This is a genomic window from Bacillus sp. FSL M8-0350, assembly GCF_038593345.1.
In the GTDB taxonomy this organism is placed as follows: domain Bacteria; phylum Bacillota; class Bacilli; order Bacillales; family Bacillaceae; genus Bacillus; species Bacillus safensis.
In genome coordinates this window covers 3,544,462-3,570,722 of sequence record NZ_CP151985.1, presented here as the reverse complement: position 1 = coordinate 3,570,722, position 26,261 = coordinate 3,544,462, and the positions used below count along the sequence as shown (strand labels likewise).

Below are 26,261 nucleotides of genomic sequence, written 5' to 3'. Positions count from 1 at the left end.
GGTTTTTGTTAAATGTGGGGATACCTATTTTGAAATTGTTTACCTAGATAAAATTTCATTAAGTTAAGTTGAAATTTGACCAAACTTTTTTATTGTGGTAAACCTAAATTTGACAAAGTTCTTGATTGTTTGTCCTTTGCCTTCAACTCTCAACTTTTCAAAATCCTAGAAATTTATTGTGTGTGCAATAATATAAATTTATGTCGAATTTATGACATTTTAAAAGAAATCTGTTGAAAAATAAATGAACTTTTGAAAAAAGGGAAGCTAACTCTAACAGATTTTGATAGCATTACAAAGGGAAGAAAAGTTTTCGAAGGCAGATGGCTTTTCACAATTATTCAGCAATTTATACATTATTTAAGGAAGGATGGTGATCTTCTTGTTCAGAGCCATTAAACCTATGCTTTTATTAGCGATGCTCGTGAGTGTTTTTGTATTAGGAGGTTGCAGCAATATCGCTGTTTTAGATCCTAAAGGACCAGTCGCAGCACAACAAAAAGACTTAATCCTTTTATCTATCGGATTCATGCTCTTTATCGTTGGTGCGGTATTTGTACTGTTTACCATCATTTTGGTTAAATACCGTGAGCGTAAGGACGTTGGAAACGCCTCTTATAACCCAGAAATACACGGGAATACGCTTCTAGAAGTTGTCTGGACAGTGATCCCAATATTAATCGTTGCTGCTCTTTCGATTCCAACTGTAAAAACAATTTACTCTTTGGAAGAGGCACCTCAAGCAACAAGCCATAAAGATCCACTTGTCGTTTATGCGACAGCTGTTGATTGGAAATGGATCTTTAGCTATCCAGAGGAAAATATTGAGACAGTGAACTACTTAAACATTCCAAAAGATCAGCCGGTTTTATTCAAAATCACTTCCGCTGATACAATGGCATCACTATGGATTCCTCAGCTAGGCGGGGAGAAGTATGCGATGGCTGGAATGGAAATGGAACAATATCTTCAAGCTGATGAAGTAGGCACATACCAAGGAAGAAACGCCAACTTCACAGGCGAGGGCTTTGCTCAGCAAAAATTCAAAGTCAATGCGATGACGCAGTCTGACTATGATAAATGGGTAAACAAAACGAAGAAAGAAGCACCAAAGTTAACGAAGAAAACGTATGACTACTTGATGCTTCCTGATGCTGCAGATGTGCAGACATTCTCATCAACACATTTATCCTTTGCAAAGCATGGAGAGGATTCTGAATATGCACTCCAAGCACGCAAACGTTTAGGTTATCAAGCAGTTTCTCCGCATTCCAAGACAGATCCTTTCGAGAATGTGAAGAACTATAAAAGAAAATTAGAAACAGAATAAACTGACTAAGGAAAGGAGGAGGCCGTTATGCATTTAAAATGGGATGAGTTTTTTGTAACTGGAGACCCATTAATTCTTGGTGCGCAAATTTCTATCGCTCTTACCTCCATTGCCATCGTGTTTGTTTTAACCTACTTTAAAAAGTGGAAATGGCTCTGGAAAGAATGGCTGACATCAGTTGATCATAAAAAGCTTGGAATCATGTATATCCTTGCTGCTGTGATTATGTTCTTCCGCGGTGGGGTAGACGGACTGATGATGCGCGCGCAGCTGGCGCTTCCTAATAATACGTTTTTAGATTCAAACCACTATAATGAAATCTTTACAACGCATGGTACGATCATGATTCTATTCATGGCGATGCCATTTTTAATTGGTTTAATCAACGTCGTTGTTCCTCTTCAAATTGGTGCACGTGACGTTGCATTCCCTTATTTGAACAACCTTAGCTTCTGGACATTCATGGTCGGAGCAATGCTGTTCAACATTTCCTTCGTTATTGGAGGATCACCAAGTGCAGGCTGGACGAGTTACATGCCGCTCGCCGGAAATGATTTCTCACCAGGACCTGGACAGAACTACTACTTGCTCGGGCTCCAAATTGCAGGTATTGGTACACTTATGACAGGTATTAACTTCATGGTGACCATCTTAAAAATGCGTACAAAAGGTATGACACTTATGCGTATGCCAATGTTTACATGGACAACATTGATTACGTCTGTCATCATCGTTTTTGCATTCCCTGTACTAACAGTTGCTTTAGCACTTATGACATTTGATCGTTTATTCGGTTCTGCATTCTTTACACTCGAAGCAGGCGGTATGCCGATGCTTTGGGCGAACCTATTCTGGATTTGGGGACATCCTGAGGTATATATTGTTATCCTGCCGGCTTTCGGTATTTTCTCAGAAATTTTTGCGACGTTCTCAAGAAAGCAGTTGTTTGGTTACAAAGCGATGGTTGTATCAATTGTGGCAATCTCTGTTCTTAGTTTCCTTGTGTGGGTTCACCACTTCTTTACAATGGGGAACAGTGCAGCGGTTAACTCATTCTTCTCGATTACAACAATGGCGATTTCTGTACCAACAGGTGTGAAAATCTTTAACTGGCTCTTTACGATGTATCGAGGCCGTATCAGCTTTACATCACCAATGCTTTGGGCACTTGGTTTCATCCCGAACTTCGTAATCGGTGGTGTAACTGGGGTTATGCTTGCGATGGCAGCTGCGGATTACCAGTACCATAACACGTACTTCCTTGTATCCCACTTCCACTATGTATTAATCGCAGGTACTGTATTTGCTTGTTTTGCTGGTCTTGTTTTCTGGTATCCAAAAATGTTTGGTTACAAGTTAAACGAAAGAATCGGCAAATGGTTCTTCTGGGTATTCATGATCGGATTTAACATCTGTTTCTTCCCGCAGTACTTCCTAGGACTGCAAGGAATGCCAAGACGTATCTATACGTATGGACCAGAAGATGGCTGGACTGCACTCAACTTTATTTCAACAATTGGTGCATTTATGATGGGTATCGGATTCATCATCCTTTGCTACAACATTTACTACAGCTGGAGACATTCAAAACGTGAAGTGTCTGGAGACAGCTGGGGAGAAGGACGTACACTTGACTGGGCGACATCTTCTGCAATTCCGCCGCATTATAACTTTGCAGCACTTCCAGAAGTGACAACACCAGATGCATTCCATCATTGGAAGCAAAACAATGTGGACGTTCATCCTGAAAAAGAATTCAAGAAAATTCACATGCCGCACAATTCAGGCAGACCGCTGATCATGTCTGCATTCTTTGGACTTGGTGCATTCGGTCTTGTATTTGAATGGTACTGGATTGGCGTTATTGGCTTAATCGGTGTATTCGCAACGATGATTTTACGTTCATTCGAATATGACGATGGCTACTATATTCCTGTTGAAGAAGTCATTGAAACAGAGAAAAAGAATAAGGAGGCGCAGAAGTAATGGGACATAATGATAGCAGCTATGCAAATGCACCGCTTGAATATCGCTCTGAAACCGGACGTTTAAACATCCTTGGTTTCTGGATATTCCTTGGCGCGGAAATCGTGTTATTCTCAACACTTTTTGCGACCTACTTTGTTCTACATGGCAGAACAGCTGGCGGCGTTTTACCAGCTGAGCTGTTTGATATGAAGCTTGTATTGATCATGACATTCCTGCTATTGGTTAGTTCATTTACATGCGGGATTGCTGTTCATGAAATGCGCCGTGGAAGTACAAAAGGGGTTGTCATTTGGACGATTCTCACACTGCTTCTAGGTGCAGGCTTCGTTGGATTTGAGCTTTTCGAGTTCTTCCATTATGTACATGAAGGTGCGAGCATCCATACAAGTGCGTATTGGTCTGCATTCTTTGTACTTTTAGGAACTCACGGATTACACGTATCGATCGGTATCTTCTGGATTACCGGGATCTTGTTCCAAATTAAAAAGCGTGGATTAACTCCACAAACAGCAGCGAAGATTTTCATCTCAAGTCTATACTGGCATTTCCTTGATGTTGTATGGATTTTCATCTTCACAGCTGTTTACTTGATCGGATTAGGGGGGCTTTTGTGATATGGCTGGAAAAACACATTCCTCAGCAGAGCACGAACACTTCCCTTGGAAACACGTAGTTGGCTTTATCCTATCCATTGTGCTGACAGTCTTAGCATTCTGGATTGCGATTGGAGCTGAAATTGGCAGTTCCGCAAAACTATGGATTATCTTTGGTTTTGCGTTCATTCAAGCATTCTTGCAGCTGTTCATGTTTATGCACATGACAGAGAGCGAGAACGGAACTGTTCAAGTCGGAAATACTTTGTTTGGTCTGTTCTGTGCGATTATCTTCGTCATCGGATCTGTTTGGATCTTTGCGGCTCACTACAGCCACGGAGAGAACAGTAAAGACGGTTATTCACCGTCTGCGCCAAAGCAGTCTGAGCATTCAGAGAAATAATAAAAAAACCACTCATCTCTTGAAGGTGAGTGGTTTTTATCATGATGGTGATAACGCTTCCAATAGTTGGGCGATATCTATCTGCTGCTGAATCTTTTGCGAATGAATGGAAGTCCGTAGATGAGGAACGCTGCAATGTGAGCCAAAATCACGTTAATGGCAAAGAATGCGATCATGAAGGTATGTCCTGCTGGAGATAAACTGCTTGTCATGTAAAGACCAAAGAAAATCCACATAATCATAATGGGTGGAATAGATGCTAATGCAATCTTTCTGTTTTCCAGCCATAAAAACAGGGGTGTAGCCGTTGCTATACATAGGTACGCAAAGAACATATCCATCGTATCCAACTCCTTTGTAAGTTGATGTTCAAATCAAATGAGAGGTCAGGATGCAATTGTGTCTGTTTTTAGGAGATATTGTGAACATTTTGTTACAAGTATTATACCACAATTGACTTTGAAGTAAACGTAATAATTGGAAAATGGGCCTTATTCCATACAAAATGGTTTTATTCCTCAGTGCAGCTTATCTCATCTGATGTTTACTTGTCATATCGCCACATAGGTCATTGAATTTTCCCCTTAAAATCTGTAAAATAAACTTTTTAAAGGACTTGAGATCGATTGAATGAAAAGTGTATAGAGGGATTTTTTCCTATTGTTAGGATGAAAAGTATTTCATTTTTTGAAAATTGAATGGAACCTTTCGGATGTATCTTCCGTCATATTTAAGGTGAGTTGATTTTGTGAAAATTTCAATCTAATATAAATAAGGGCTTTTATGTTTTGTAATAAGGGTGGTTAGTTCATGAACAAGCAGAATACATCTCCTTACTATCAAGGAGATTTGATTTTTATATTTTTAGCCTTCTTTGCCATCAGTGTCATTGCGATTTATGCTGCGGGTCAATTTGGGCAGTACGGATCTAATGCATGGACCAGACAGATTATTTACTACATGGTCGGAGTTATATGTATTGTTGCCATAAATTACTTTGATTTGGAGCAATTAGAGAAGCTAAGTCTCTATATTTTTATAGGCGGCATCCTGCTGTTACTTTTTCTGAAGGTTGCTCCTGCACAAATCGGAGGTCATGATTTTGCTCCAATCAAAAATGGTGCAAAAAGCTGGTTTGTGTTACCTGGAATAGGGACATTTCAGCCTTCAGAGTTCATGAAAATTGGTTTGATTATGATGCTTGCATCTGTCATTGGAAAGTCTACACCTAGAGGAAAGCGGACATTAGAGGATGATATTTTCCTTCTATTAAAAATTGCCGGGGTGGCAGCTGTACCAGTTGGACTGATCTTCTTGCAGGATGCAGGGACTGCGGCTGTTTGTATGTTTATTGTTGTGGTGATGGTGTTTTTATCAGGGATCAATTGGAAACTGATCTCTCTCATCGGTTCAGTGGTTGTGCTTTTAGTTGCTTCTGTTTTAGCTGTGATTATCTTATTCCCTGATTTTGCGAAAACAATAGGCATCCAGCAGTACCAGATCAACCGGATTACCGCTTGGCTGCCTGATAGTTCTTCGACAGCCAACCAAGCACAGACGCAGGATGCATCTGGATCTGATAAATATCAAGTAGAGCAGGCGATTATGGCCATTGGTGCAGGGCAAATTTTTGGGAATGGCATTAAAAACTTAAAGGTCTACGTTCCTGAAGCACAAACGGATATGATTTTCTCCATTATAGGTGAAGCCTTTGGCTTTATTGGCTGTGCGTTTGTTGTGATCATGTTCTTCTTCTTGATTTACCGGCTTGTCGTACTGATTGACCGTATCCATCCTTATAGCCGATTTGCGTCATTCTTCTGCGTAGGATATACAGCATTGATTGTAATCCATACGTTCCAGAACATTGGCATGAACATAGGCGTGATGCCTGTAACAGGGATTCCACTCTTATTTATCAGCTTTGGAGGAAGCTCTGTCTTGTCCGTTCTCATTGGATTCGGGATCGCCTATAACGCAAGCGTTCAATTAACGAAATATCAAAGTTATTTATTTAAATAAAACGGGTAAGGGCAGTCTAAGTATAGGCTGTCTTTTTTTATGCGAGTTTTCATTTTTGAAAAGCCCTATGTCTTTGCCTTATGATAGAAGAAGTGAAGGAGGTCTTCGAATTGAACAAAACGATAGAAACCATATTAAATCATCGATCCATCCGTTCGTTTACAGACGAGCGTTTGACAGAAGAAGAGGTGTTGACACTGATCAAAAGTGCACAGGCTGCTTCGACATCAAGCTATGTACAGGCGTATAGTATTATTGGGGTGACAGATCAGGAGAAGAAGGCCAAGCTTGCTGAACTGGCTGGGAATCAGCCTTACGTTGAGAAGAATGGGCATTTCTTTGTCTTCTGTGCAGACTTGAAACGCCATGATCATATTGCAAAAAGAGCAGGGAAGAATCATCAGGAGGCGTTTGAGAACACGGAAGCCTTTCTCATTAGCGTCATCGATGCGGCATTGGCTGCACAAAATATCAGTGTTGCTGCAGAATCAATGGGACTTGGGATCTGCTATATTGGCGGACTGCGTAATCAGCTGAGAGAAGTCTCTGAAGTGCTTGAAACGCCATCTTATGTGCTGCCGTTATTCGGTCTGGCTGTTGGCCATCCAGCTAATCAGTCGTCACAAAAGGAACGGCTGCCTGTTGAACTCATCTATCATGAAAATTCATATCAGCAAGATGAAGCGCATGTGGATCGTTATTTAAAAGAATACGACGATCGTATTTCGGCATATTATGAAGAACGAACAAATGGCGATAGAAAAGATACTTGGTCTGAGCAGATGCTGAGAGGCTTTAGTCAGCCAAAGCGTGCCTTCCTTGGAGAATTTGTGAAAGAGAAGGGCTTTAATCGAAAATAAATAAGAAATCCCCCTTTCCATTTAAGAGAGGGGGATTTCTGTAAGAGGTGCAGCATGATGAAATTAAGTATACTGGATCAATCTCCTTTGATTGGAGACGCAACACCTGCTGAAGCACTGAAGCAGACGGTTGAACTGGCGAAGCAGGCGGAAAAGTGGGGCTATCACCGTTTTTGGGTATCAGAGCACCATTTTTCAAACCGGCTTGCAGGATCGAGTCCAGAGGTGCTCCTCGGGCATTTATCAGCTGTTACGTCGCACATCCGCATTGGCTCTGGCGGCGTCATGCTTCCCCACTACAGTGCCTATAAAGTAGCAGAGAACTTCAGGGTTCTCGAAGCGCTGGCTCCCGGCAGAATCGATCTTGGGATTGGACGTGCCCCTGGTGGTATGCCCATTTCTTCCATTGCCCTTCATCATGGTGAGCGAAAGCGTCTAGGCGACCAGTATCCTGAGCAGGTAGAGGAATTGAAGGTCTATTTACATGATCTAGCGGATGAATTTTACCCGCTGCCTCATTTGACTGCTTCTCCGAAGGTAGAGACCGCGCCAGAAGTATGGATGCTTGGTTCTTCTGGAGGGAGTGCAAGGCTTGCGGCGAAAGCAGGTGCAGGCTACACGTTTGCGCTTTTTATTAATGGTGAAGGCGGAGAAGACTCTGTGGAGCAATATATCAACCGATTTGAACCTTCAGTATTCGGTGAAAAGCCGCGTGTCAGTCTGGCAGTCTTTGTTTTATGTGCCGAAACAGAGGAGCAGGCAGAAAAACTGGCTGTCAGCTTAGATTTATCTTTACTTGCCAATGAACAAGGGCTGAATCTTGAAGGCTTTCCTTCATATGAAGAGGCACAGTCGTATTCCTACAGTCCATATGAACAAAAACGAGTGGCTGCTAATCGTCAAAGGATGGTCGTTGGAACGCCAGCATCTGTGAAAGAGCAGCTGACCGCACTCGCGAAGGCTTATCGGACAGATGAATTGATCGCTGTGACCATCACACATCACATGCAAGACCGGCTCACATCGTATCGTTTATTAAAAGAAGCCTTTGATGCATAACGTATGTATATTTATCGCCTGCGGAGCCAGTACAAGGGGAAAAGGAGTATCATGGTGAGGAAGAAGGCGGCTGACACGAGCAGGCTGAGCGGGTAGATACAGGAAGTATAAACAGACAGCTCGCATGCTTGATGAAAAGGACGAGGCTGCTTCGTGTGTAAAAAGGTTAGAAAATAAACCAAGGTGATCGTCAGAAAAAAAGCAGTAAAAAAAGAAACGATCCATAGCAATATCAACATGAGTTTCTCTTTCCTCCATATATGTTCGAAAAGCCTTGATGAGCTTATCCGCTCATACAAGGCTTTTCTTGTGATTCACATTTATTCAGGGTAAATTTCGAAAGCTTCCTTCGTTTGTACGGTATCTGATTTTCCTTTCAAGCTTGCATACGCAAGCATTGTATACTCACCAGCTTCAAGCTTCTGGCCTTGATTGATTGTGCCATTCCATTTTACGCGGTGTTCTCCTTTATCAACATGTTGATAAACACCAGCTTCACCTAAATACTCTCCATCGGTCGAGAAGACAAGGAATGCAAGGTTCTCAGCACCGCCAGGCAGGTAGCTGCTAATGACATAGCTTCCAGCACGATTGTCCGGCTCTACGGAAACAGAAGTGACGCGCGGATAATCAGGCTCTTTCACAATCAATAGGGTAGGGATTTCTGTGATCTTTCTGCCATTTTCGCGAAGGGTTATGCTGCCTTGGTACGTCCCTTTTTTGGTTTTTCCGTAATTCACCTGTACTGCGGAAGTAAAGGATCCAGTGGAATTCCCTTTGACGGTGATTTTTTTCGTTCCGTTTGTACTAATGCCGCTGCCATTGAATTTGTAATCAATGGTATACGTTTTCGGTGCTTTTGAAAGGTTTTCTACCTTAAATTTTTTCGTTTTGATTTGAACGCCTTTTTCCTTTAAGAAAGTGCCGTAAGAATAGCTCGCATCAGAAACGATAGAAGACGCCTGAAGTGATTCCATGATTCGAACGCTGCCTGTTCCTTGTGTGTTATGAGGGAATGGGCTGCCATTTGCGTCAAACAGTTTTTCTGCTGTATTCATCAGCAATGCTTTGATTTGTTCAGTTGAGTACGATGGTTTTGCTTGTTTGATGATCGCTGCAACTCCTGCCACATGTGGAGATGCCATACTTGTTCCTTGCTTAGAGCCATATCCGTAAGGCTGAGAAGGATCATGCGTTGGGATCGTACTCACAATGCTGACGCCAGGTGCTGATAGATCAGGCTTAATCATCCACGTATCCACAACCGGTCCGCGGGATGAGAAGTCAGCGACTTGCTCACTAAGTTCCTTGACAAATTGAATGGAGAAAGCCGTTGTATCGTTTCCAGCCTCAATGGCTTTAATAAGCGCTGTTCCTTCAGCTTTTGACAGCTTAATCGTAGGAAGTGCGAGTCCTGGTACGTCGACTGGGATTTCTCCATCGGTATTGTTATACATCACAACGCCGATTGCACCAGCGGCTTTTGCATTGTCCACTTTATCCACAAAAGCAATGGCACCACGTTCAATTACGGCCACCTTTCCTTTAACATCGATGTCTTCAAACGCCTTTTCGTCACCGATTCCTGCTTGGACGAGTGTGACTTGTTTTTGGTCAAGCGCTTTTAAATCACTCTCTTGGTAGTAGCCCATGACTTTTGCAGTAGAATAGTTCGGGAATTTCACATTGTAAAGGCTGTACGGAAGCTGAGTTGCTCCGACAGAAATGGCCTCTCTTGACGTGCCGGGAGAACCGACTGTCCAGCTGTTCGGACCGCTGTTTCCATTCGAAGTCACAGCGACAACGCCTTCAGACATGGCCCAATCAAGTGCAATGCTCGTTGCATAATCAGGGTTATTGACACTGTTTCCAAGAGAGAGGTTCATGACATCTGCTCCGTCAGTAACAGCCCGGTCGATGCCTGCAAGAACGTTCTCAGTTGTTCCAGATCCACCTGGTCCAAGTACACGGTATGCAAGAAGCGTGGCATCCTTTGCGACCCCCTTAATTTGTCCATTTGCCGCAATCGTTCCTGCAACGTGTGTGCCGTGATCTGTGGATTCGCCTCTAGGATCTCCTTTAGGTGTCTCTTGCGGAGAATAATCATTATCAACAAAATCATAGCCTTTGTATAAACCGAAGTTTCCTTTTAAATCAGGGTGGGTATAGTCTACTCCAGTATCAATGACTGCGACTTTGACCCCTTTTCCAGAATAGCCGGCATCCCATGCTTTTGGTGCACCGATAAATGGAGCGCTTTTATCCATAAGCGGGGAGACATCTTCGTTTGGAAGCTGGATGCTTTCTTTTTTCACTTCATCGGTTTTATATGTAACATCCGGATAAACGGCTTTTACTCCATCCACTGCGAGCAGCTTCGGGATTTCGTTTGCAGGAAGTTTCATAGAGAAACCAGAGAAAACTTTTTCATATTCTTGACGAACACTCGCTTTATCTACCTCTTTGAGTGCTGCGTTCTTTACTTTTGTTCGAGATTTTTTGAGGGAGGCCTTTGTTTGTGATTCGCCTTCTTGCTCGGCTTCAACTAAGGATTTTTCCTTTAATTCAACAATGACAGTGGTTTGTTTTTTCGAGTTGACATTGATTTCACCGAAGATTTCTGCTTTTTCTAGTTCCATCTTTTTGTTAGATGGAGCAGCAGCAGCCTGTTGACCGGTAAAGAATGTGGATAAAATAAAAATAGTGGAGAACAATAGAACAGAAGAACGAGATATTACCTTTTTCATTTATTTTCCCCTTTCTAGCTGTGTTTTTAGGGAGATAGCCTTTCTTTTTGTGGATAAATAGGAAAGATTCACTGCCCGTTATTAAGTATTCAATACGTTGAAAACAATTCCTTTACTAAAATGGTCTTATTTTACATAGTTATAAAGAACTATTTTGTTTATAAAGTCGCACTTATTCACAAATGTCTGTTGATAACTCAATTATTCAGATACATATATGGAAAATAAAAAATTTACATACACAAAATCTAGTAAGGGGGTGTTGATATGTGGATAAACCCTGTTGATAAGGTGTGCTTATCTTTGGGATAGCGTGTGCATAAAATTTTCATTGAACCATCCAGGCACATGATGATCTTCTGCACTTTTCAACAAAACTTCTGAAAACTAGTTGGTTTTTTCACCCAGATTGTGACAAACCTCTCTTTTTTCCCGGGATATGATAGGAGCAGTTGTTTTGCTAGAGCTGCTAGATTCTAAGAAAAGCGGAGGGATGTTCAGTGAAGAAATTAAAAAGCTGGTTGAGCGTATGGTTTGGTTTTATGATGAATGTGCTTGTGAACCCTGGTGTGATGATGAAACAGCAAGCGTTTCAGGCGGCCGCGGCGGATGCCGGATTCTTTGAAGTAGTGAAAGAGAGAGAGCTGGAGAAACTGGCAGAAGAACATAAGAAGAAACGCAGGATAGAGAAGCGGTTTACTCAAAGTCTGATGATGCTTGAAGAGAAGACGATGCGAGAGGCGCGTGCTGGTCCGCTCTTACCTTTACAGAAAAAGTGAAACAGGGTAAAATCCCACATAAGAAATGTTATCTGCTGGGAGAGGATACCCCTTGAAGATATATAAAATATTGAATAACAACGCAGTGATTGTGAAGGAGGGCGATCAGGAGAAAATTGTGATGGGACCCGGAATTGCTTTTCAGAAGGGGAAAAATGACGTCGTTCCTCTTCAAAAAATAGAGAAAATCTTTGTTGTGCGTGAAGAAAATGAGAAATTCAAACAAATTCTTGCCACATTGCCAGAAGCGCATATTGAGGTGGCAGAGCATATCATCAGTTATGCAGAGGGGAAACTCATGATGCCGCTCAGTGATCACATTCACATATCACTGACTGATCATTTGTCCTTCGCCATTGAACGCCTTCAAAAAGGCATTGTGTTATATAATAAATTGCTTGGTGAGATCAAAGTCTTATATAAGCAGGAATATGAGATTGGAAAGTATGCCATTCGTTATGTAAAGGAGCGGCTTGGGGTTGAACTGCCGGACGATGAGGCAGGATATGTGGCACTTCATATTCATACGGCCAAAATGAATACGGAGTCCATGAAAAAGACCGTGAAATATACAACGATGATTAAAGAAATGATCGAGCATATTGAAAGATATTTTCAGCATTCAATTGATGAGGATAGTATTTCCTATCAGCGGCTTGTGACACATTTGAGGTATGCATTAGGCAGGTTGGAATCAAATGAGGCATTTCAAATCATGGACGAAGACATGCTGATTTTTATCCAAACAAAGTATGATACAGCGTACCGGTGTGCACTTGGACTTGCTGATTTGTTAAAAGATGAATATGGACTTCATCTCCCTGAATCGGAGATCGGCTACATCACGCTGCATGTCCAGCGTCTGCAGGAAGCCGAATTGGTTTAAAATGATGTGCCTGCATGCAGGCTTTTTTTATGCACACTACTCTTATTAGTGTATATGGGTCATTGGATTTGAAAAAAGAGGTTGACGCATGTCACAGTCTTATACTATGATGAAAGCGTCATCAAAATTTGATACCGCGGGATTGTGACTGTCAGGCAGGCAAGACCTAAAATTTGCGTAACGAGGGGACGTGTATGTCCTTTACTCGTTGGTGAATTTTAGGTCTTTTTTGCTTTAAAAAAGGAGGAAACTTCATGGATTATCAAAAAACAGCCAAAGAATTAACAAAACTGTTAGGTGGCAAAGAAAATGTCATCAGTGCTACGCATTGTGCAACAAGACTCAGATTGGTGGTGAAAAATGAGGATTTGATTGACAAAGAGGCCATTGAAGAACTTGAAGGTGTAAAAGGGGCTTTCTCAAGTTCAGGACAATTTCAAGTCATTTTTGGAACGGGATCTGTCAACAAAGTATATGAACCATTTGCTCGTGAGACTGGTCTTGAGACTGGCGACGAGAAACAAAAGCCTGTCAGCCATGATGAAGCAGTGAAACAAAAAATGAATCCACTTGCGCGTTTTGCAAAGACGTTATCGAATATTTTTGTACCGATCATTCCAGCAATTGTGGCAAGCGGTTTGTTAATGGGTCTCTTAGGTATGATGAAAGCCTTCAAATGGGCTGATCCAAGCTCTGCGATCTTCCAAATGCTTGATATGTTCTCAAGTGCAGCCTTTATCATTTTGCCGATTTTAATTGGGGTCAGTGCAGCGAAAGAGTTTGGCGGAAATCCGTATTTAGGGGCTGTCATAGGGGGAATTATGATTCACCCGAATCTGCTTAATCCGTGGGGATTGACGGAAGCAAAACCTGAATATATGCATTTATTCAATATTGATATTGCTCTTCTTGGTTACCAAGGGACGGTTATTCCAGTGTTATTGACCGTATATATCATGTGCCTTGTTGAGAAGAATTTAAGAAAAGTCGTTCCGAACAGTATTGATTTACTTGTGACCCCATTTGTGACGGTGATTGTCACTGGTTTTGTGACATTTATTGCAGTTGGACCGCTTGGAAGAATGCTTGGTACAGGCATTTCGAATGCACTGACATTTATTTATGACCATGCAGGGTTCTTAGCAGGACTCATTTTCGGCGGTGCTTACTCTTTAATTGTGCTCACAGGGGTTCACCATAGCTTCCATGCGATTGAGGCAGGATTGCTGAATGATATTGGGCGTAACTATTTGCTGCCAATCTGGGCAATGTCCAATGTCGCTCAAGGCGGGGCAGGATTGGCTGTTTTTTTCTTAGCCAAGCGTGCAAAAACAAAAGAAATTGCCCTTCCTGCTGCCTTCTCTGCTTTTTTAGGAATTACTGAGCCTGTTATATTCGGTGTAAACCTCCGCTATCGTCAACCATTTATTGCGGCGATGATTGGAGGAGCATTGGGCGGGGCATTTGTAGTTTTCACGAAGGTAGCAGCCAATGCTTATGGTTTAACAGGCATTCCGATGATTGCGATTGCAGCACCATTCGGTGTTCAGAATGTGGTCAATTATGTGATTGGTATGTTAATCGCTGTTTCTGTTTCATTTATTCTCACTATCATTTTTAAAATAAAAGAAGTCGAAAAATAATCAAGGAGTGGTCACAGTCATGACAACTACTGACGCAGCACTTCGTCAAAAGATAGCAGACCGTATTCGAAACTATGAGCATTTGGTCAAAAAGGATGTGTACCGGCAGCATTTTCATTTGATGCCGCCAGTCGGTCTTTTAAATGATCCGAATGGGCTGATTCAGTGGAAAGGAATTTACCACGTCTTTTATCAGTGGCAGCCATTCAAAACGGGGCATGGTGCAAAATTCTGGGGGCATTATACATCGACAGATCTAGTCAATTGGCAGCACGAAGAAGCCGCTCTTGCCCCAAGTGATTGGTTTGATCAAAACGGCTGTTATTCTGGCAGTGCATTTATAGACGATGGACAGATGCATGTGATGTACACTGGAAACGTTCGGGATGAACAAGGGAACCGTGAGACGTATCAATGTTTAGCTGTTTCGGAAGATGGTATTCACTTTCAGAAAAAAGGTGTCGTGGCAACACTGCCGGAAGGGTTCACTGCTCATTTTCGAGATCCAAAGGTATGGAAGCGAAATGGCCGGTGGTACATGGTCCTTGGTGCACAAAGCTTAGACCTGAAGGGACACCTTGTCTTATTTACCTCTGATACGTTAGATAATTGGACGTTTCAAGGCACGATTGCAGGCAACGGAAAGAATGGTTTAGACAATTTCGGCTATATGTGGGAATGTCCAGACCTGTTTGAATTAGACGGCCGGGATGTATTGATTGTGTCACCGCAAGGGCTAGAGCCGGATGGCTTAAAATATCACAACACACATCAATCAGGCTATTTTGTTGGCACATTTGATAATCATTCCTATCAATATACACACGGAGCGTTTGAGGAGCTGGACCGCGGCTTTGACTTCTATGCGCAGCAAACCTTTCTAGACGAATCAGGCAGACGACTTTTAATCGGGTGGATGGGGGTGCCTGATCAAGGAGAAGAACATCATCCGACCATTTCTTATCAATGGATACACTGCCTCACGATCCCGAGAGAGCTCCGTTTAGATGAGGACGGACATCTGATTCAAAAACCAGTAAGTGAACTTCAATCCATGCGAACCAATGAACAAGAGCATGTTTTTCATATTAAACGTTCTGTTCATTCCATCCCTGTAGAGGATATTACGAGCGCAGAGGTATTCATTGATCAAATTGACACACAAAAAGGGTTTGAATGCTGTATCCGTGCAGCAGCACGCATTATCTATGATAAAGAGGAAGGGAAGCTGACATTAGAGCGGGATCGATTTGAAGATCGATCAAAGGAAGTTCGTGAAGCAGTCATAGAGGAATTACACGACCTTCATATCTTTATCGACTCATCGTCAATTGAGATTTTTGTAAACGGAGGCCGAGAAGTTTTTACTGCACGTTACTTTCCTTCCCCGGGAAATAAATCGATCTCCATCAGTGGCAGAAATGAAACAAAGCTGAAACTGAAGACATGGCATTTACAAAGAGAAGCAGATCAATGATCTGCTTTTTTCTAGTGAGATCAGCCTGTATCTTAGATCCTATAGCATGTATATACAAGGTTGGCCTAAAGCGGTTTGATGACGTTTTACATATATGATAACAGGTGGAATTATGGTATCATTTTAAAATATATACAGCTGAGGCTGACGTTTATCCAAATGCGGTAGGACAAAAAAAGGGGTTGTTTACTTGAATTCAAAACAGCAGCCGACGACTAGAAAACGCTTGGAGACAATGGCAGATCATGTTGAAGATAAACGTGAAGAATATAAAGAATTGCTCATTCAAGTTCAATCTATTCTCGGTGAACCTTCTTTAGAGCAGGAAGAAGTGAAAGAGAAGCTGTCAGATACGTATAAACAAATGAAAGAATATGCTTTATTTGTTGAATCCATTGAAGCCTTTATTCGAAAAATGGCGAAAGAGTCCGATCAGCAAAAATAGGCGTTCATGTATGGATAAAAGAGTGTACTCGGAAGCGGGTACGCTTTTTTTATTCAATAAGATGATTCAGAAATTTAAATGAAAGCGTTGACATTTGTATTGTCATGATCAATAATAAATAAAAATTTCATCTGAGCATGTACAGGAGGAACGATATGAACCATACAACCAAGAAATGCCTGATCACCTTTATTATTGTCCTGTTTTCTATGAGTTTTCTTTTTCCTTTCGTTTCTTCTGCCCGAAATCATACGTCATCTGCTGCGTCAACTGCTTCAGTCCCGTCTGGTCAATATTATCGTTCACAAGAGGTAGCTCTGCATTCTCACGTTCAAAAAGCTTCTCTTTATTACACAACAGATGGCAGCCAGCCGACAACTCAAAGTCAGTTATACAAAAAGCCCATTCATATCGAAACTGATACGACTTTAAAAGTAAGCGTTTACAAAAATAGGCATCGACTTGCTACGTCTACGTACAATTATCGTTTTGTCACACGAGAGGATATCGCATCATCTTTTTTATCTTTTGAATATCAAGGAATGCCTTATCGGTTGTACATTCCGAAAAATCATAAGAGGGGTAAAGCCTATCCTTTAGTCCTCTTCTTACATGGAGGCGGGGAGAGGGGAACAGACAATCAAAAGCAGTTACTTGCGAATGATGGTGCAGTTTTATGGGCTTCTCCTGAAGTTCAAAAGAAACATCCTTCGTATGTACTTGCACCTCAGGCGCGAAATGCTGTCGATGGAGGCTTTGCATTAACAAGAAATGTGCAAAATGAAATTGATCTGACGAATGTGTTTCAATTTTCACCAGATTTACACAAAGCTTATGATGTCCTTCAGCATGTGTTAACTTCTTATCAGATTGATCAGAAAAGAATTTATGCGACGGGTTTATCACAAGGTGGATTTGGCACGTACCAGTTGAACATCACATATCCTCGTTTGTTTGCAGCGATGATTCCTATTGCTGGGGGTGCAGATCCGAGCAAGGCGGGAATTTTAGCGAGCAAGCCAATATGGGCATTTCATGCAGAGGATGATTCCATTATCCCTATCAGCTATGCAAGAAATACAATTCAAGCTATTCAAAAAGCTGGCGGCCAGCCGCTTTATACGGAGTATGCAAGCAAGTATGGATATGACCATGCATCATGGACGCCTGCTTATGAGACGCCAGGCTTAACAGATTGGCTGTTTGCACAGAGACGAAGCTTTCGATAAACAAAAACCGATTCACCTCCTAACAAGGCGAATCGGTTTTTTCTGTTTTATTTGTCAAAACGATGAGCAGAATGCTTTGTTGGTCCGATGTATTCGTTTAGCTGGAAAGAGCCTTTAATGGCAGCCGTGATGAATTCTTTTGCTGCATAAATGGCTTCTTTCACGTCTGATCCATTCGCTAGTTCAGCTGTGACTGCTGCTGAGAATGTGCAGCCTGCGCCGTGTGTGTATTCTGTGTCGATTTTATCTGTTTCAAGGCGTTCGAAGGTTTGTCCATCATAAAGCAAATCGATGGCTTTGTCTTCGCTGAGCTTACCGCCTCCAGTGATTACCACATACTTTGCACCAAGTTCGTGAATGCGTTTTGCTGCTTCTTCCATTTGTTCGATCGTTTTGATCTCGCCGATTCCGCTTAATTGACCTGCTTCGAAAAGATTAGGTGTGATAACGGTTGCCAGTGGCGTGAGCTTTTCACGCAATGCTTCCGCGTGCTCTGGGTAAAGGACTTCGTTCGCACCCTTACAAACCATGACAGGATCAATGACGACATTTTTTAGGTCATATGTTTTGATGGTGTCAGCTGCAAGCTCAATCACGTCGACGGTTGGAAGCATACCCGTTTTCAGCGCATCTACACCAATACCTTCTACAATGGTAGAGAGCTGCGCGCGAATTGTCGCCGTATCAATTGGAAACACCTGATGATCCCAATGATTATGAGGGTCCATTGCAACGACAACGGTTAAAGCTGTCATCCCGTAGACGTTTTTTTCTTGAAACGTTTTTAAATCTGCTTGGATACCTGCACCGCCGCTTGAATCCGAACCTGCGATGGTGAGTGCTTTATTCATAGACATAGTTGCTGAACCTCCAATGTGATGTGTAACAGTTACTGTTCTATCCCTTATTATAATCAGCTTTTCCATTTATCACAATGAAACGGCATAAAAAAGCGTTCCTCTCATCGGAACGCCTCTCTTTCTTACCTTTTACAAATCACCAATTTCCCTTTTTTCAGTTCATCTAAAAGGGTTAAGGCTAACTCTTGATCGGCCCCAGTTGACATCATTTTGGCCATCAGTTCATCATCCCGGGTGCGAATGACATTGGCGACTTGATCCAAAATCCCTTGATCGACCGCAGTCATGCTTTTGGCATCTGTATACTCCGTTACGGTATCAGAGCGTTCTGGGTCGTACGCAAAAACAAAAACAGCGTCTTTTGATGAACCCGATGAATGAATGTGGTCAATGGTCTGTTTTGCTTCTTTACTATTCTCCGCCGTAATATATTCCATCATGATCACTCCTTTTCATCAAAAATTCCCATTTTCCCATCAAATCAAACCGCCTTTTATATCATGAGAAGAAAGTCAATTTATGTTTTAATGGAAAAAGACGAATCTATTAAAGGAGTAAGCTGCATATGAAGATTTCCTTATTAATTGTGACACATAACCGGCTCAGCGCACTGTGTGAGCTGCTTGAATCCATTACAAGACAAACCGTACAGCCTTTTGAAATTGTTGTCGTCAATGATGCAGGAGAGCGAGTCGACATCATTCAGGAACTTTACCCTGAGCTTCCGATCCGCTTGATTCATTTAGATGAGAATGTCCAGCATGTAAATGCCAGAAATGTGGGGGTGCGGGAGCTGACAGGAGACGTCATCATGCTGAGTGACGACGATGATTACTTCACACCTTGTCATATCGAACGCATGAGCAAGGCGCTGGAAGATGCCGATTTTGTCTTTTCTGATGCAGAAATTGTATCATTTGAAGAAAAAGGCGCGACCCGTTTCCCGCTGTCGAGGCGTTTGTTTGCTTATACAGCGGATATTGAGGATATGCGTGTCTTTTCTACATATGTTCCTTCGGGCAGTATGTACAAACGCTGTATACACGATGAGATTGGCTATTTTGATCCAGCGATGCATCATTATTGGGACTGGGACTTCTTTTTGCGTGTATCACAGCATGCCCGAGTCAAACGAGTGCCAGCGGCGAGCGTGATCTATGCGTTTTTTGACGGCGGTGGAAATCAGTCTAGTGATCTGGGCGAAACAAGGAAGAACTACTTAGATGATTTAAGTGAAAAGCATGAACTGGGCGATCTGCCGACAGCGAACTTTGCGATATTATTAGAAGAACCAGCGATGAAAAAAAGAGAATCAGAGAGTGAGATTGTGTGGGATGGAAAACCGATGATCTCCAGACTAGCGCAGCAAGTAGAAGGAGGAAAACCACAATGAAGCCATTTTTAAATGATAGCTGGTGGGCTGTAATGAAAAGTGAATTTGAACAGCCGTATTATCAGGAATTACGTGAATGGATGAAGGAAGAATATCGCACGCAGACCGTTTTTCCAAAACCAGATGACGTGTATCGTGCTCTTCATTTGACGTCATATGAAAAGGTCAAAGTGGTGATTTTAGGACAAGACCCTTATCATGGCCCAGGGCAGGCACATGGATTAAGCTTTTCTGTTCAGCCGGGCGTCAAACACCCGCCATCTTTAAGAAATATTTTTCAGGAGCTACAGGATGATCTTGGCTGTCCTGTTCCAAACCACGGCTCACTTGTCAGCTGGGCAGAGCAGGGTGTGCTGCTCTTAAACACTGTGCTGACTGTGAGAAGGGGCGAGGCGAATTCTCATAAAGGCAAGGGCTGGGAACGAGTGACAGACCGCGTGATTGATGTGCTGAATCAGCGTGAGCAGCCTGTCGTTTTTGTGTTATGGGGAAGACATGCTCAAAACAAGAAAGAACGCATTGATCAAAACAAGCATTACATCATTGAGTCACCTCATCCAAGTCCTTTTTCTGCAAGAAACGGCTTTTTTGGCAGCCGGCCGTTTTCAAAGGTAAACGCGTATTTAAAGCAAATGGGGATTGAAGAAATCAATTGGTGTATCAAGGATATTGAATGAAAATAGGACGAGGGGAGAGCCCCTTCGTCCTGTTTATTTTAAAAATTTGCGGACCAAGTCGAGTCCATTTTTCGCATTTGGATAACGGAAGGAAAAATCGAAGCGATTGGTTTGCCGCAGGACGCTTTTTTCATGCGTAAAAGTAAAGAAGCTTTCCTTCCCGTGATATCGCCCCATGCCGCTTTCGCCGACGCCTCCGAATGGCAGGTAAGGGGTAGCGACATGCATAAGCGTGTCATTGATACATCCTCCGCCAAATGAGAGGTTGTCTAGAATATAGGATTCTGTTTCTTTATTTGTTGTAAATAAGTAAAGCGCAAGCGGCTTCGGCCTTGCTTTGATCATATGAACTGCCTCATGCAGAGAATCAAAGGTCATGACAGGCAGAATCGGTCCGAAAATTTCCTCCTGCATGACAGGATCTTCCCATGTGATGTTGTCTAAAATGGTCGGAGCAATTTTGAGCTCCTGTTCATTGCGCTGTCCACCTGTGACGATCGTTCCATTTGAGAGAAATTGTGTAAGCCTGTCAAAATGACGCTGACTGACATTTTTTCCAAAGTGCGGATGCGTTTCGGGATGTTCACCATAAAAGTCACGGATACAGGCCGTCATTTCTCGCAAAAGTTCCTCTTTGATGGATTCATGAACGAGCAAATAGTCTGGTGCAATGCAGGTTTGCCCTGCATTGGTGAACTTTCCAAAGGTGATCCGCTTCGCTGCTAGCTTGATGTCGGCATCAGGCATGACGATGCTGGGACTTTTTCCGCCAAGCTCAAGTGTGACAGGGGTCAAATGCTTTGCGGCGGCTTCCATGACGACTTTGCCAACTGCCACACTTCCAGTAAAGAAGATATAATCAAAGGGCAGTTTCAGCAGTTCTGTACTGACTTCAACACCGCCCTCTACGACAGCCGCATGGTCTTCTTGAAATACACGTTTGATGATAGTGCTGATCACTTGTGAGACTGCCGGCGTCAGCTCAGACGGCTTTAAAATCACGGCATTTCCCGCAGAAATCGCACCGACTAATGGAGAAAGGGCCAATTGGAAAGGATAGTTCCAAGGAGCAATGATGAGCACAGTTCCATAAGGTTCCTTGATAATCATGCTTTTTGATCCGATATGAGTCAGCGGTGTTTTCACGCGAGTTGGCTTCGCCCATTTGTGAAGGTGCTTGATGGTATGATTGATTTCTTCATACACCATCCCAATCTCTGTTGTATAGGCTTCCTGTTCGGATTTATGTAAATCATGGGCTAAGGCCTGTAATATATCCTTTTCATGCTGTTTGATTGCTGCTTTTAAATCTTGAAGAATGCGGATGCGTTCTTGAACCGCCGGCTTCTGAAAGACTTTTTGTTTCTGAAATAGAGCAGTAAGCTTGTCCATTATTCAATCCCTTCATAGACGATTTTGTTTCTTTTATTATGTGTGAATGAAGATGACGGGTCAAATAAGAGAGTCGTGAGCGCACTGCTTTGAAAAAATGAACCCATTTGGTTTGTTCATTTGGTAAAATAATGTTGAAAAGAGATTTTTTTAGATTGGAGGGTCTACCCTTGAATATTCATATATCAAGCCTGCTTCAAAAAATGGAGGAAGCGGTTCAAAAAGCAAAACAAAGTGGAAATGATGAAGAGGTGAAACGTCAAGTAGCGGCCATTTCTTCACTATGTGATGTCATTCTCGACGCACCATCAAAGGTGCAAATGCCGCAGTCGCCGGCCATCTCACCACCTCCATCGATACATACACCATCAGCGCCATCTGTGACTACAGATCAAGCCATGCTTGAGAAACTCATGGGCACAAGTGGTGCGAAGAAATTTCAGCAAAATGATGAGGGTCAAAAAGAGAAGGACGGGAACGGCGACTCTATTTTTGATTTTTAATGGTCTTGTCACGACAAAGGGAAGGTGATCGGTTTGAAACTATTTTTGGGCGCCATTCAGTGGATGGCATTTTTTATCGCAGCTTCTATTGCCGTACCAATTGCGATTGCACAAGCATTTGAATTGAACCAAGTGCAATCGGCGGAGCTGATTCAAAGTACTTTCTTTTCACTTGGTCTTGTGGCGATGGTGCAGTGTTTATGCGGCCATATGCTGCCGATCAATGAAAGTCCAGCAGGGCTTTGGTGGGGTGTGTATACCCTTTATGCCGGCATGACAGGTACAATCTTTGCGACGTATCCTGAAACCCTGCAAGCATTACAAGGGGCTTTAATTTTTAGTGCTGTTTTCTTTTTTATTTTTAGTTTATTTAAAATCATCAATTGGCTCGCGTCTTTATTTACGCCAGTCGTCACAGGCATTTACCTGCTGCTGCTTGTTGTGCAGCTAAGTCAACCAATCATGAAAGGGCTGATGGGCATCGGCTATCGGGGAAATCAGGTGGACGGGCTTGTCTTTTGCTTATCGATCTTGATTATTATCCTCACCTTCATGATCAGCCGCTCAAAATGGCATTACTTGAGGCAGTTTTCTGTGTTATTCGCACTTGCAGGCGGATGGCTGTTATTCGCTCTACTCGGATTGGCGAAGCCGGTTCGAATTCCAGAACAAATCATCGAGTTTCCGAAGCTGTTTCCATTCGGTATGCCGGTCTTTGACAGCGGATTGCTTGTCACGTCCTTTTTTATAACGATTTTACTCATTGTGAACATGCTGGCAAGTATTCGAATTGTGGAAAGTTCAGTGAAGGCATTTGGTGAACTGCGTGAGCGGAAAAGAGCACGACCTGCTGGTTTTGTCGCAGCATTTGGTCATTTATTAAGCGGGCTGATCGGGGCGATTGCGCCTGTACCTATTTCGGGGGCAGCCGGATTTATCCAGACAACCAAAATTCCTTCGAGAAAGCCATTTTTCATAGGAAGTCTGCTCATTGTACTCATTAGTTTATTCCCGCTGCTCATGAGCTTTTTCTCTGCATTGCCATCACCTGTGGGGCTTGCTGTAAACTTTGTGGTCTTCTCTTCTATGATTGGGATTGCGATGTCAGAGTTTGATCAGTATGAGAAAGAAGAAATTCCGCGGATTCGCTTTGTTCTTGGTATTGCTGTTTTAGCAGGCGTAGGGGCGATGTTTGTGCCTCAGGGGGCCTTGAAAGGCATGCATCCTGTGCTCATTTCATTATTAAGCAACGGTCTTGTTCTAGGCACACTCATTGCGATCGTGGTCGACCAATTCTTGTTACGAAAGAAAAAGAAATCCGACAATCTCGTGTCAACGTAAAGGGAAAGTTGAATGTCGCCCTTCACCCGCGCTATGATAAATATAATTGACGAGATAAGGAGAATGACGAATGAAACTATTTTTCATTTTAGGTGCCATTAACGCCATGCTTGCTGTTGGACTTGGAGCCTTCGGTGCGCACGGTCTAGAAGGGAAAATCCCTGAAAAATATATAGAAATATGGAATAAAGGTGTTCAATATCAAATGTTCCATGCCATTGGCTTATTTGTTGTCGCTTTTCTTGCAGATAAGCTGTCAGGTGTCTCCTTGGTTCCTGCCGCTGGCTGGGTGATGCTTGCAGGCATCCTTTTCTTCTCAGGAAGCCTTTATGTGCTGGCATTGACGCAGGTGAAGATTTTAGGAGCCATTACTCCTATTGGCGGAGTAGCATTTATCGCCTCTTGGATCATGCTTGTCATTGCAGCAGCAAAAAATTTATAAGCCAAAAAACCGATGCTCTCATAGGGGCATCGGTTTTTTTCTTAACTCCAGTAAGGGGTATAGTTGGGCGGTGCTTGATAATATGGGACGTAGTGAGATGGAGGGACAGGATGCGTTTGAGACTCATCCTCCCGGTGGCAAAATGGTCCGATAAACACACTTGGTTTCACAGGCTTTATCGCCTGCTTCCACTGTGTTTCGTTCATGCAATAAGTATGGGCCATGATGTGAGAAGGGGTGAGGGTGAGAAGGTCTGAGCCTAGGATCACTTCAGGTGTAGATGCGTTAAAAATGGCTAACAAATGAGTTCTGTCTTGGAGAGCGACTTCATAGTGCCACCAGCCTTGAGGCACGTTTGCCACCTGTCCAGGTGTGATGGTGTAGGTGTGCAGTTTTTTTGTAAATGGATTCAGCATCGATACGGCAGCAGAACCGGCTATACAATAAACAAGCTCTGCGGCATTTTGATGATAATGAGGCTCTACGACTTTGCTTTTACTCAAATATATATCCAGCAGGGACACTTGATCCAACGAGTTTAATTGTTTTTTTCCTAACACATTAATCAGGTTATGCTGATCGAATTTCACAAGGGGGCTTTGATTCAGATCGTATGAAAATTTGACATTTGGTGATGTATAATCCAGCTCAACAGTCATTGATGTCACCTCTAGGCTTTTGATAAAAACTACTAGGCATCTTATGAACAGCGCCCTAGAGGTGTGACAAAAACCTAGACAAAAGAAAAAAGCAAGGGCACCTGAGCCTTGCTTTTGCCATGCTTGACGTTATCTCGGAGAATACGTAGACATGGAGTATGGATAGTCGTATTGAATTTCCCCATCAAACGTAATGTAATCAAGATAGATCGTTAATAGTAAGTATCGTGTTCCTGTCTTATTATCACTAATGATAATGTGGTCACGTCCTGCAGCTTCAATGACGCCTCTAAAAATCTTCGAATTCCATTCCTTGCTCGCCTCAAATGTCATATAAATCGTGGCTACCTTGCCGCGGTTCAATCGTAAAATATTTTCAATATAGGACTGCTCAATAGGCAGCTGCCCGGTGACATTCTGCTGATAAACCGGTCCAGAAGGAATTTGATATGGCTGACCGCCGCCCTGCGTTCCTTGGCCTCCTTGTGAAGTGCCGGTAGACGGCATTGGCGAAAACCCCTGCTGCATTTGACCCTGCGTTTGGGGAGGGACTGAATAACCCATCTGCTGCGCAGGATACGGATTTGCTCCATATTGTTGCTGGCGAAAATCTTGACCTTCGAAACCCGAACCTTGCCCAAATTGATTTTTCAATTTCATAACGTTCCTCCTCTTTCCTCATGGTGTTCTAAACAGAAGGCGCTAAAGCACCTGTTGTTTCCATAGCATTCTTTCTCTCTTTCACACTATGAGACAGGAGGGGAGAATATGTACATTGAACGAAAAAAAGGAACTGCTATGCAATTCCTCAGCGTGTAGACAATCCCTCGTATTCTATCGGTACTCGTCTTTTTTACATGATCCAGTTTACAGCGTGCTGAATATCAAATAAAAGTGTCATGATGAGAAAAAACGCGGCGAGCGGTGTGATCACAATGATGAAGGCTTGCCATAATCTGAGCTTCATCACAGCGACAATGCCTAAAATTGCCATTCCAAATATCCACGTCTTTGCATATACATCCGTAAGAGTTAAAAGATCGAGATAATACCATACTTCATAATGCTGATCTAAATATGGTGAGATTTTAACAAACGTATACGGACCGAGCATCCCAACAGTGAAAATCCAAGTAAGTGAAAATAAAGCAGAAGGGAAAAAGACCGTCAGTGTGCAGGCTTTGAGTATATCTCGATATGCCGTTTGACAGTCGAAAAAGAGACGGCCTAACCATTTAATCAGAAGGACACCGAAAAATAGAATCATATTGCCTGCCAAAATACCATATCCCGCTCCTTGTAACAGAATAAAAGGGAATGGAATATGATTGCCCATATACTCGCTAAAATACCCTTCGTAGATCCAGCCCGTACCGGCGATACTTGCAAGGAGCATCATCAGCCAAATGGGAATATTGGAATGTTGATATGAGCGAATAATCGTTTTTGTCGCGACGAAAATTTTAAAAAATCGAAAAAATCCTTTTACTTCCTCTTCTTGGGAGTGATCATTCTTCATAGCTTCCAATGTT

General features: G+C 42.6%; 26 protein-coding genes. 18 read left to right on the top strand and 8 right to left on the bottom strand.

Annotation, left to right across the window (positions count from 1 at the left end; genetic code table 11):
• The first annotated feature begins 373 nt into the window (after positions 1-373).
• From qoxA to qoxD, 4 genes are read left to right on the top strand one after another with little or no spacing between them, the layout of a single operon-like run.
• Positions 374-1,330, top strand: a complete 957-nt coding sequence (qoxA, locus tag NSS80_RS18605; protein ID WP_087977856.1) for a cytochrome aa3 quinol oxidase subunit II — start codon at positions 374-376, stop codon at positions 1,328-1,330.
• 27 nt (positions 1,331-1,357) lie between these two features.
• Positions 1,358-3,316, top strand: a complete 1,959-nt coding sequence (gene qoxB, locus NSS80_RS18600; RefSeq protein WP_024423835.1) for a cytochrome aa3 quinol oxidase subunit I — start codon at positions 1,358-1,360, stop codon at positions 3,314-3,316.
• Positions 3,316-3,933, top strand: a complete 618-nt coding sequence (qoxC, locus tag NSS80_RS18595) for a cytochrome aa3 quinol oxidase subunit III (protein WP_041115415.1) — start codon at positions 3,316-3,318, stop codon at positions 3,931-3,933. The genes qoxB and qoxC overlap by 1 nt, the downstream gene beginning before the upstream one ends.
• A gap of 1 nt (position 3,934) precedes the next feature.
• The gene (gene qoxD, locus NSS80_RS18590) at positions 3,935-4,315 is read left to right on the top strand and encodes a cytochrome aa3 quinol oxidase subunit IV (RefSeq protein ID WP_012011667.1); all 381 of its coding nucleotides are present in this window, start codon (positions 3,935-3,937) and stop codon (positions 4,313-4,315) included.
• Positions 4,316-4,392: 77 nt separating this feature from the next.
• Here qoxD and NSS80_RS18585 read toward each other — a convergent pair whose 3' ends face one another.
• Positions 4,393-4,656 carry a spore morphogenesis/germination protein YwcE gene (locus tag NSS80_RS18585; RefSeq protein WP_008345491.1) on the bottom strand — a complete coding sequence of 88 codons (264 nt, stop codon included), beginning with the start codon at positions 4,654-4,656 and terminating at the stop codon, positions 4,393-4,395.
• Positions 4,657-5,125: 469 nt separating this feature from the next.
• On the opposite strand from NSS80_RS18585, the gene NSS80_RS18580 reads away from it, so the two are divergent.
• The 3 genes from NSS80_RS18580 to NSS80_RS18570 all read left to right on the top strand — a co-directional run bounded on the left by NSS80_RS18580 (position 5,126) and on the right by NSS80_RS18570 (position 8,256).
• The gene (locus NSS80_RS18580) at positions 5,126-6,337 is read left to right on the top strand and encodes an FtsW/RodA/SpoVE family cell cycle protein (protein WP_041115417.1); all 1,212 of its coding nucleotides are present in this window, start codon (positions 5,126-5,128) and stop codon (positions 6,335-6,337) included.
• A 110-nt stretch (positions 6,338-6,447) separates the two neighbouring features.
• A complete protein-coding gene (gene nfsA / locus NSS80_RS18575; RefSeq protein ID WP_041115419.1) occupies positions 6,448-7,197 on the top strand; it encodes an oxygen-insensitive NADPH nitroreductase in 750 nt (249 codons plus the stop codon).
• Between the two features lie 54 nt (positions 7,198-7,251).
• The gene (locus NSS80_RS18570) at positions 7,252-8,256 is read left to right on the top strand and encodes an LLM class flavin-dependent oxidoreductase (protein ID WP_034281300.1); all 1,005 of its coding nucleotides are present in this window, start codon (positions 7,252-7,254) and stop codon (positions 8,254-8,256) included.
• Between the two features lie 320 nt (positions 8,257-8,576).
• On the opposite strand, the gene NSS80_RS18565 is transcribed toward NSS80_RS18570, so the two are convergent.
• Positions 8,577-11,003, bottom strand: a complete 2,427-nt coding sequence (locus tag NSS80_RS18565; RefSeq protein ID WP_317221761.1) for a S8 family serine peptidase — start codon at positions 11,001-11,003, stop codon at positions 8,577-8,579.
• A gap of 500 nt (positions 11,004-11,503) precedes the next feature.
• Here NSS80_RS18565 and NSS80_RS18560 point away from each other — a divergent pair, with 500 nt between their 5' ends.
• The 6 genes from NSS80_RS18560 to NSS80_RS18535 all read left to right on the top strand — a co-directional run bounded on the left by NSS80_RS18560 (position 11,504) and on the right by NSS80_RS18535 (position 17,462).
• Positions 11,504-11,782 (top strand): hypothetical protein, encoded by a 279-nt coding sequence (locus NSS80_RS18560; protein WP_317221762.1) that lies wholly within the window; start codon positions 11,504-11,506, stop codon positions 11,780-11,782.
• A gap of 52 nt (positions 11,783-11,834) precedes the next feature.
• Positions 11,835-12,668: a PRD domain-containing protein gene (locus NSS80_RS18555; protein WP_034281297.1), complete on the top strand. Its 834-nt coding sequence runs from the start codon at positions 11,835-11,837 to the stop codon at positions 12,666-12,668.
• 254 nt (positions 12,669-12,922) lie between these two features.
• The gene (locus NSS80_RS18550) at positions 12,923-14,311 is read left to right on the top strand and encodes a sucrose-specific PTS transporter subunit IIBC (protein ID WP_317221763.1); all 1,389 of its coding nucleotides are present in this window, start codon (positions 12,923-12,925) and stop codon (positions 14,309-14,311) included.
• A 19-nt stretch (positions 14,312-14,330) separates the two neighbouring features.
• Positions 14,331-15,788, top strand: a complete 1,458-nt coding sequence (locus NSS80_RS18545; protein ID WP_101676584.1) for a sucrose-6-phosphate hydrolase — start codon at positions 14,331-14,333, stop codon at positions 15,786-15,788.
• A 190-nt stretch (positions 15,789-15,978) separates the two neighbouring features.
• Positions 15,979-16,233, top strand: a complete 255-nt coding sequence (locus NSS80_RS18540) for a hypothetical protein (RefSeq protein WP_024423823.1) — start codon at positions 15,979-15,981, stop codon at positions 16,231-16,233.
• Positions 16,234-16,388: 155 nt separating this feature from the next.
• A complete protein-coding gene (locus tag NSS80_RS18535; RefSeq protein ID WP_342498380.1) occupies positions 16,389-17,462 on the top strand; it encodes a chitobiase/beta-hexosaminidase C-terminal domain-containing protein in 1,074 nt (357 codons plus the stop codon).
• Positions 17,463-17,509: 47 nt separating this feature from the next.
• Here the strand turns inward: NSS80_RS18535 and NSS80_RS18530 are convergent, their stop codons facing one another.
• Together NSS80_RS18530 and NSS80_RS18525 are read right to left on the bottom strand one after the other, a co-directional pair.
• A complete protein-coding gene (locus NSS80_RS18530; RefSeq protein WP_024426411.1) occupies positions 17,510-18,319 on the bottom strand; it encodes a bifunctional hydroxymethylpyrimidine kinase/phosphomethylpyrimidine kinase in 810 nt (269 codons plus the stop codon).
• A gap of 125 nt (positions 18,320-18,444) precedes the next feature.
• Positions 18,445-18,759 (bottom strand): general stress protein, encoded by a 315-nt coding sequence (locus NSS80_RS18525; RefSeq protein ID WP_101676582.1) that lies wholly within the window; start codon positions 18,757-18,759, stop codon positions 18,445-18,447.
• 128 nt (positions 18,760-18,887) lie between these two features.
• On the opposite strand from NSS80_RS18525, the gene NSS80_RS18520 reads away from it, so the two are divergent.
• Together NSS80_RS18520 and NSS80_RS18515 are read left to right on the top strand one after the other, a co-directional pair.
• Positions 18,888-19,715, top strand: coding sequence for a glycosyltransferase family 2 protein (locus NSS80_RS18520; protein ID WP_024423819.1), 828 nt, complete (start codon positions 18,888-18,890; stop codon positions 19,713-19,715).
• The gene (locus tag NSS80_RS18515) at positions 19,712-20,392 is read left to right on the top strand and encodes a uracil-DNA glycosylase (RefSeq protein WP_217008674.1); all 681 of its coding nucleotides are present in this window, start codon (positions 19,712-19,714) and stop codon (positions 20,390-20,392) included. Before NSS80_RS18520 ends, NSS80_RS18515 begins: the two co-directional genes overlap by 4 nt.
• Positions 20,393-20,425: 33 nt before the next feature.
• Here the strand turns inward: NSS80_RS18515 and NSS80_RS18510 are convergent, their stop codons facing one another.
• Positions 20,426-21,784 carry an aldehyde dehydrogenase gene (locus NSS80_RS18510; RefSeq protein ID WP_317221764.1) on the bottom strand — a complete coding sequence of 453 codons (1,359 nt, stop codon included), beginning with the start codon at positions 21,782-21,784 and terminating at the stop codon, positions 20,426-20,428.
• A 170-nt stretch (positions 21,785-21,954) separates the two neighbouring features.
• Between NSS80_RS18510 and NSS80_RS18505 the strand changes: the two genes are divergently transcribed.
• The 3 genes from NSS80_RS18505 (at position 21,955) to NSS80_RS18495 (ending at position 24,070) form a co-directional block, all read left to right on the top strand.
• Positions 21,955-22,287: a YwdI family protein gene (locus NSS80_RS18505; RefSeq protein WP_034281287.1), complete on the top strand. Its 333-nt coding sequence runs from the start codon at positions 21,955-21,957 to the stop codon at positions 22,285-22,287.
• Between the two features lie 33 nt (positions 22,288-22,320).
• On the top strand, positions 22,321-23,628 hold the full coding sequence (locus NSS80_RS18500) for a purine/pyrimidine permease (protein ID WP_317221765.1): 1,308 nt from the start codon (positions 22,321-22,323) through the stop codon (positions 23,626-23,628).
• Positions 23,629-23,698: 70 nt separating this feature from the next.
• Positions 23,699-24,070 (top strand): DUF423 domain-containing protein, encoded by a 372-nt coding sequence (locus tag NSS80_RS18495; RefSeq protein WP_025093833.1) that lies wholly within the window; start codon positions 23,699-23,701, stop codon positions 24,068-24,070.
• A gap of 41 nt (positions 24,071-24,111) precedes the next feature.
• On the opposite strand, the gene NSS80_RS18490 is transcribed toward NSS80_RS18495, so the two are convergent.
• The 3 genes from NSS80_RS18490 to NSS80_RS18480 form a co-directional block, all read right to left on the bottom strand.
• The gene (locus NSS80_RS18490) at positions 24,112-24,729 is read right to left on the bottom strand and encodes a cupin domain-containing protein (RefSeq protein WP_034281285.1); all 618 of its coding nucleotides are present in this window, start codon (positions 24,727-24,729) and stop codon (positions 24,112-24,114) included.
• Positions 24,730-24,858: 129 nt separating this feature from the next.
• Complete coding sequence (gene gerQ, locus NSS80_RS18485) at positions 24,859-25,389, bottom strand: spore coat protein GerQ (RefSeq protein WP_024426405.1); 531 nt, start codon at positions 25,387-25,389, stop codon at positions 24,859-24,861.
• A 193-nt stretch (positions 25,390-25,582) separates the two neighbouring features.
• The gene (locus tag NSS80_RS18480) at positions 25,583-26,248 is read right to left on the bottom strand and encodes a hypothetical protein (protein ID WP_317222495.1); all 666 of its coding nucleotides are present in this window, start codon (positions 26,246-26,248) and stop codon (positions 25,583-25,585) included.
• Positions 26,249-26,261: the final 13 nt, after the last annotated feature.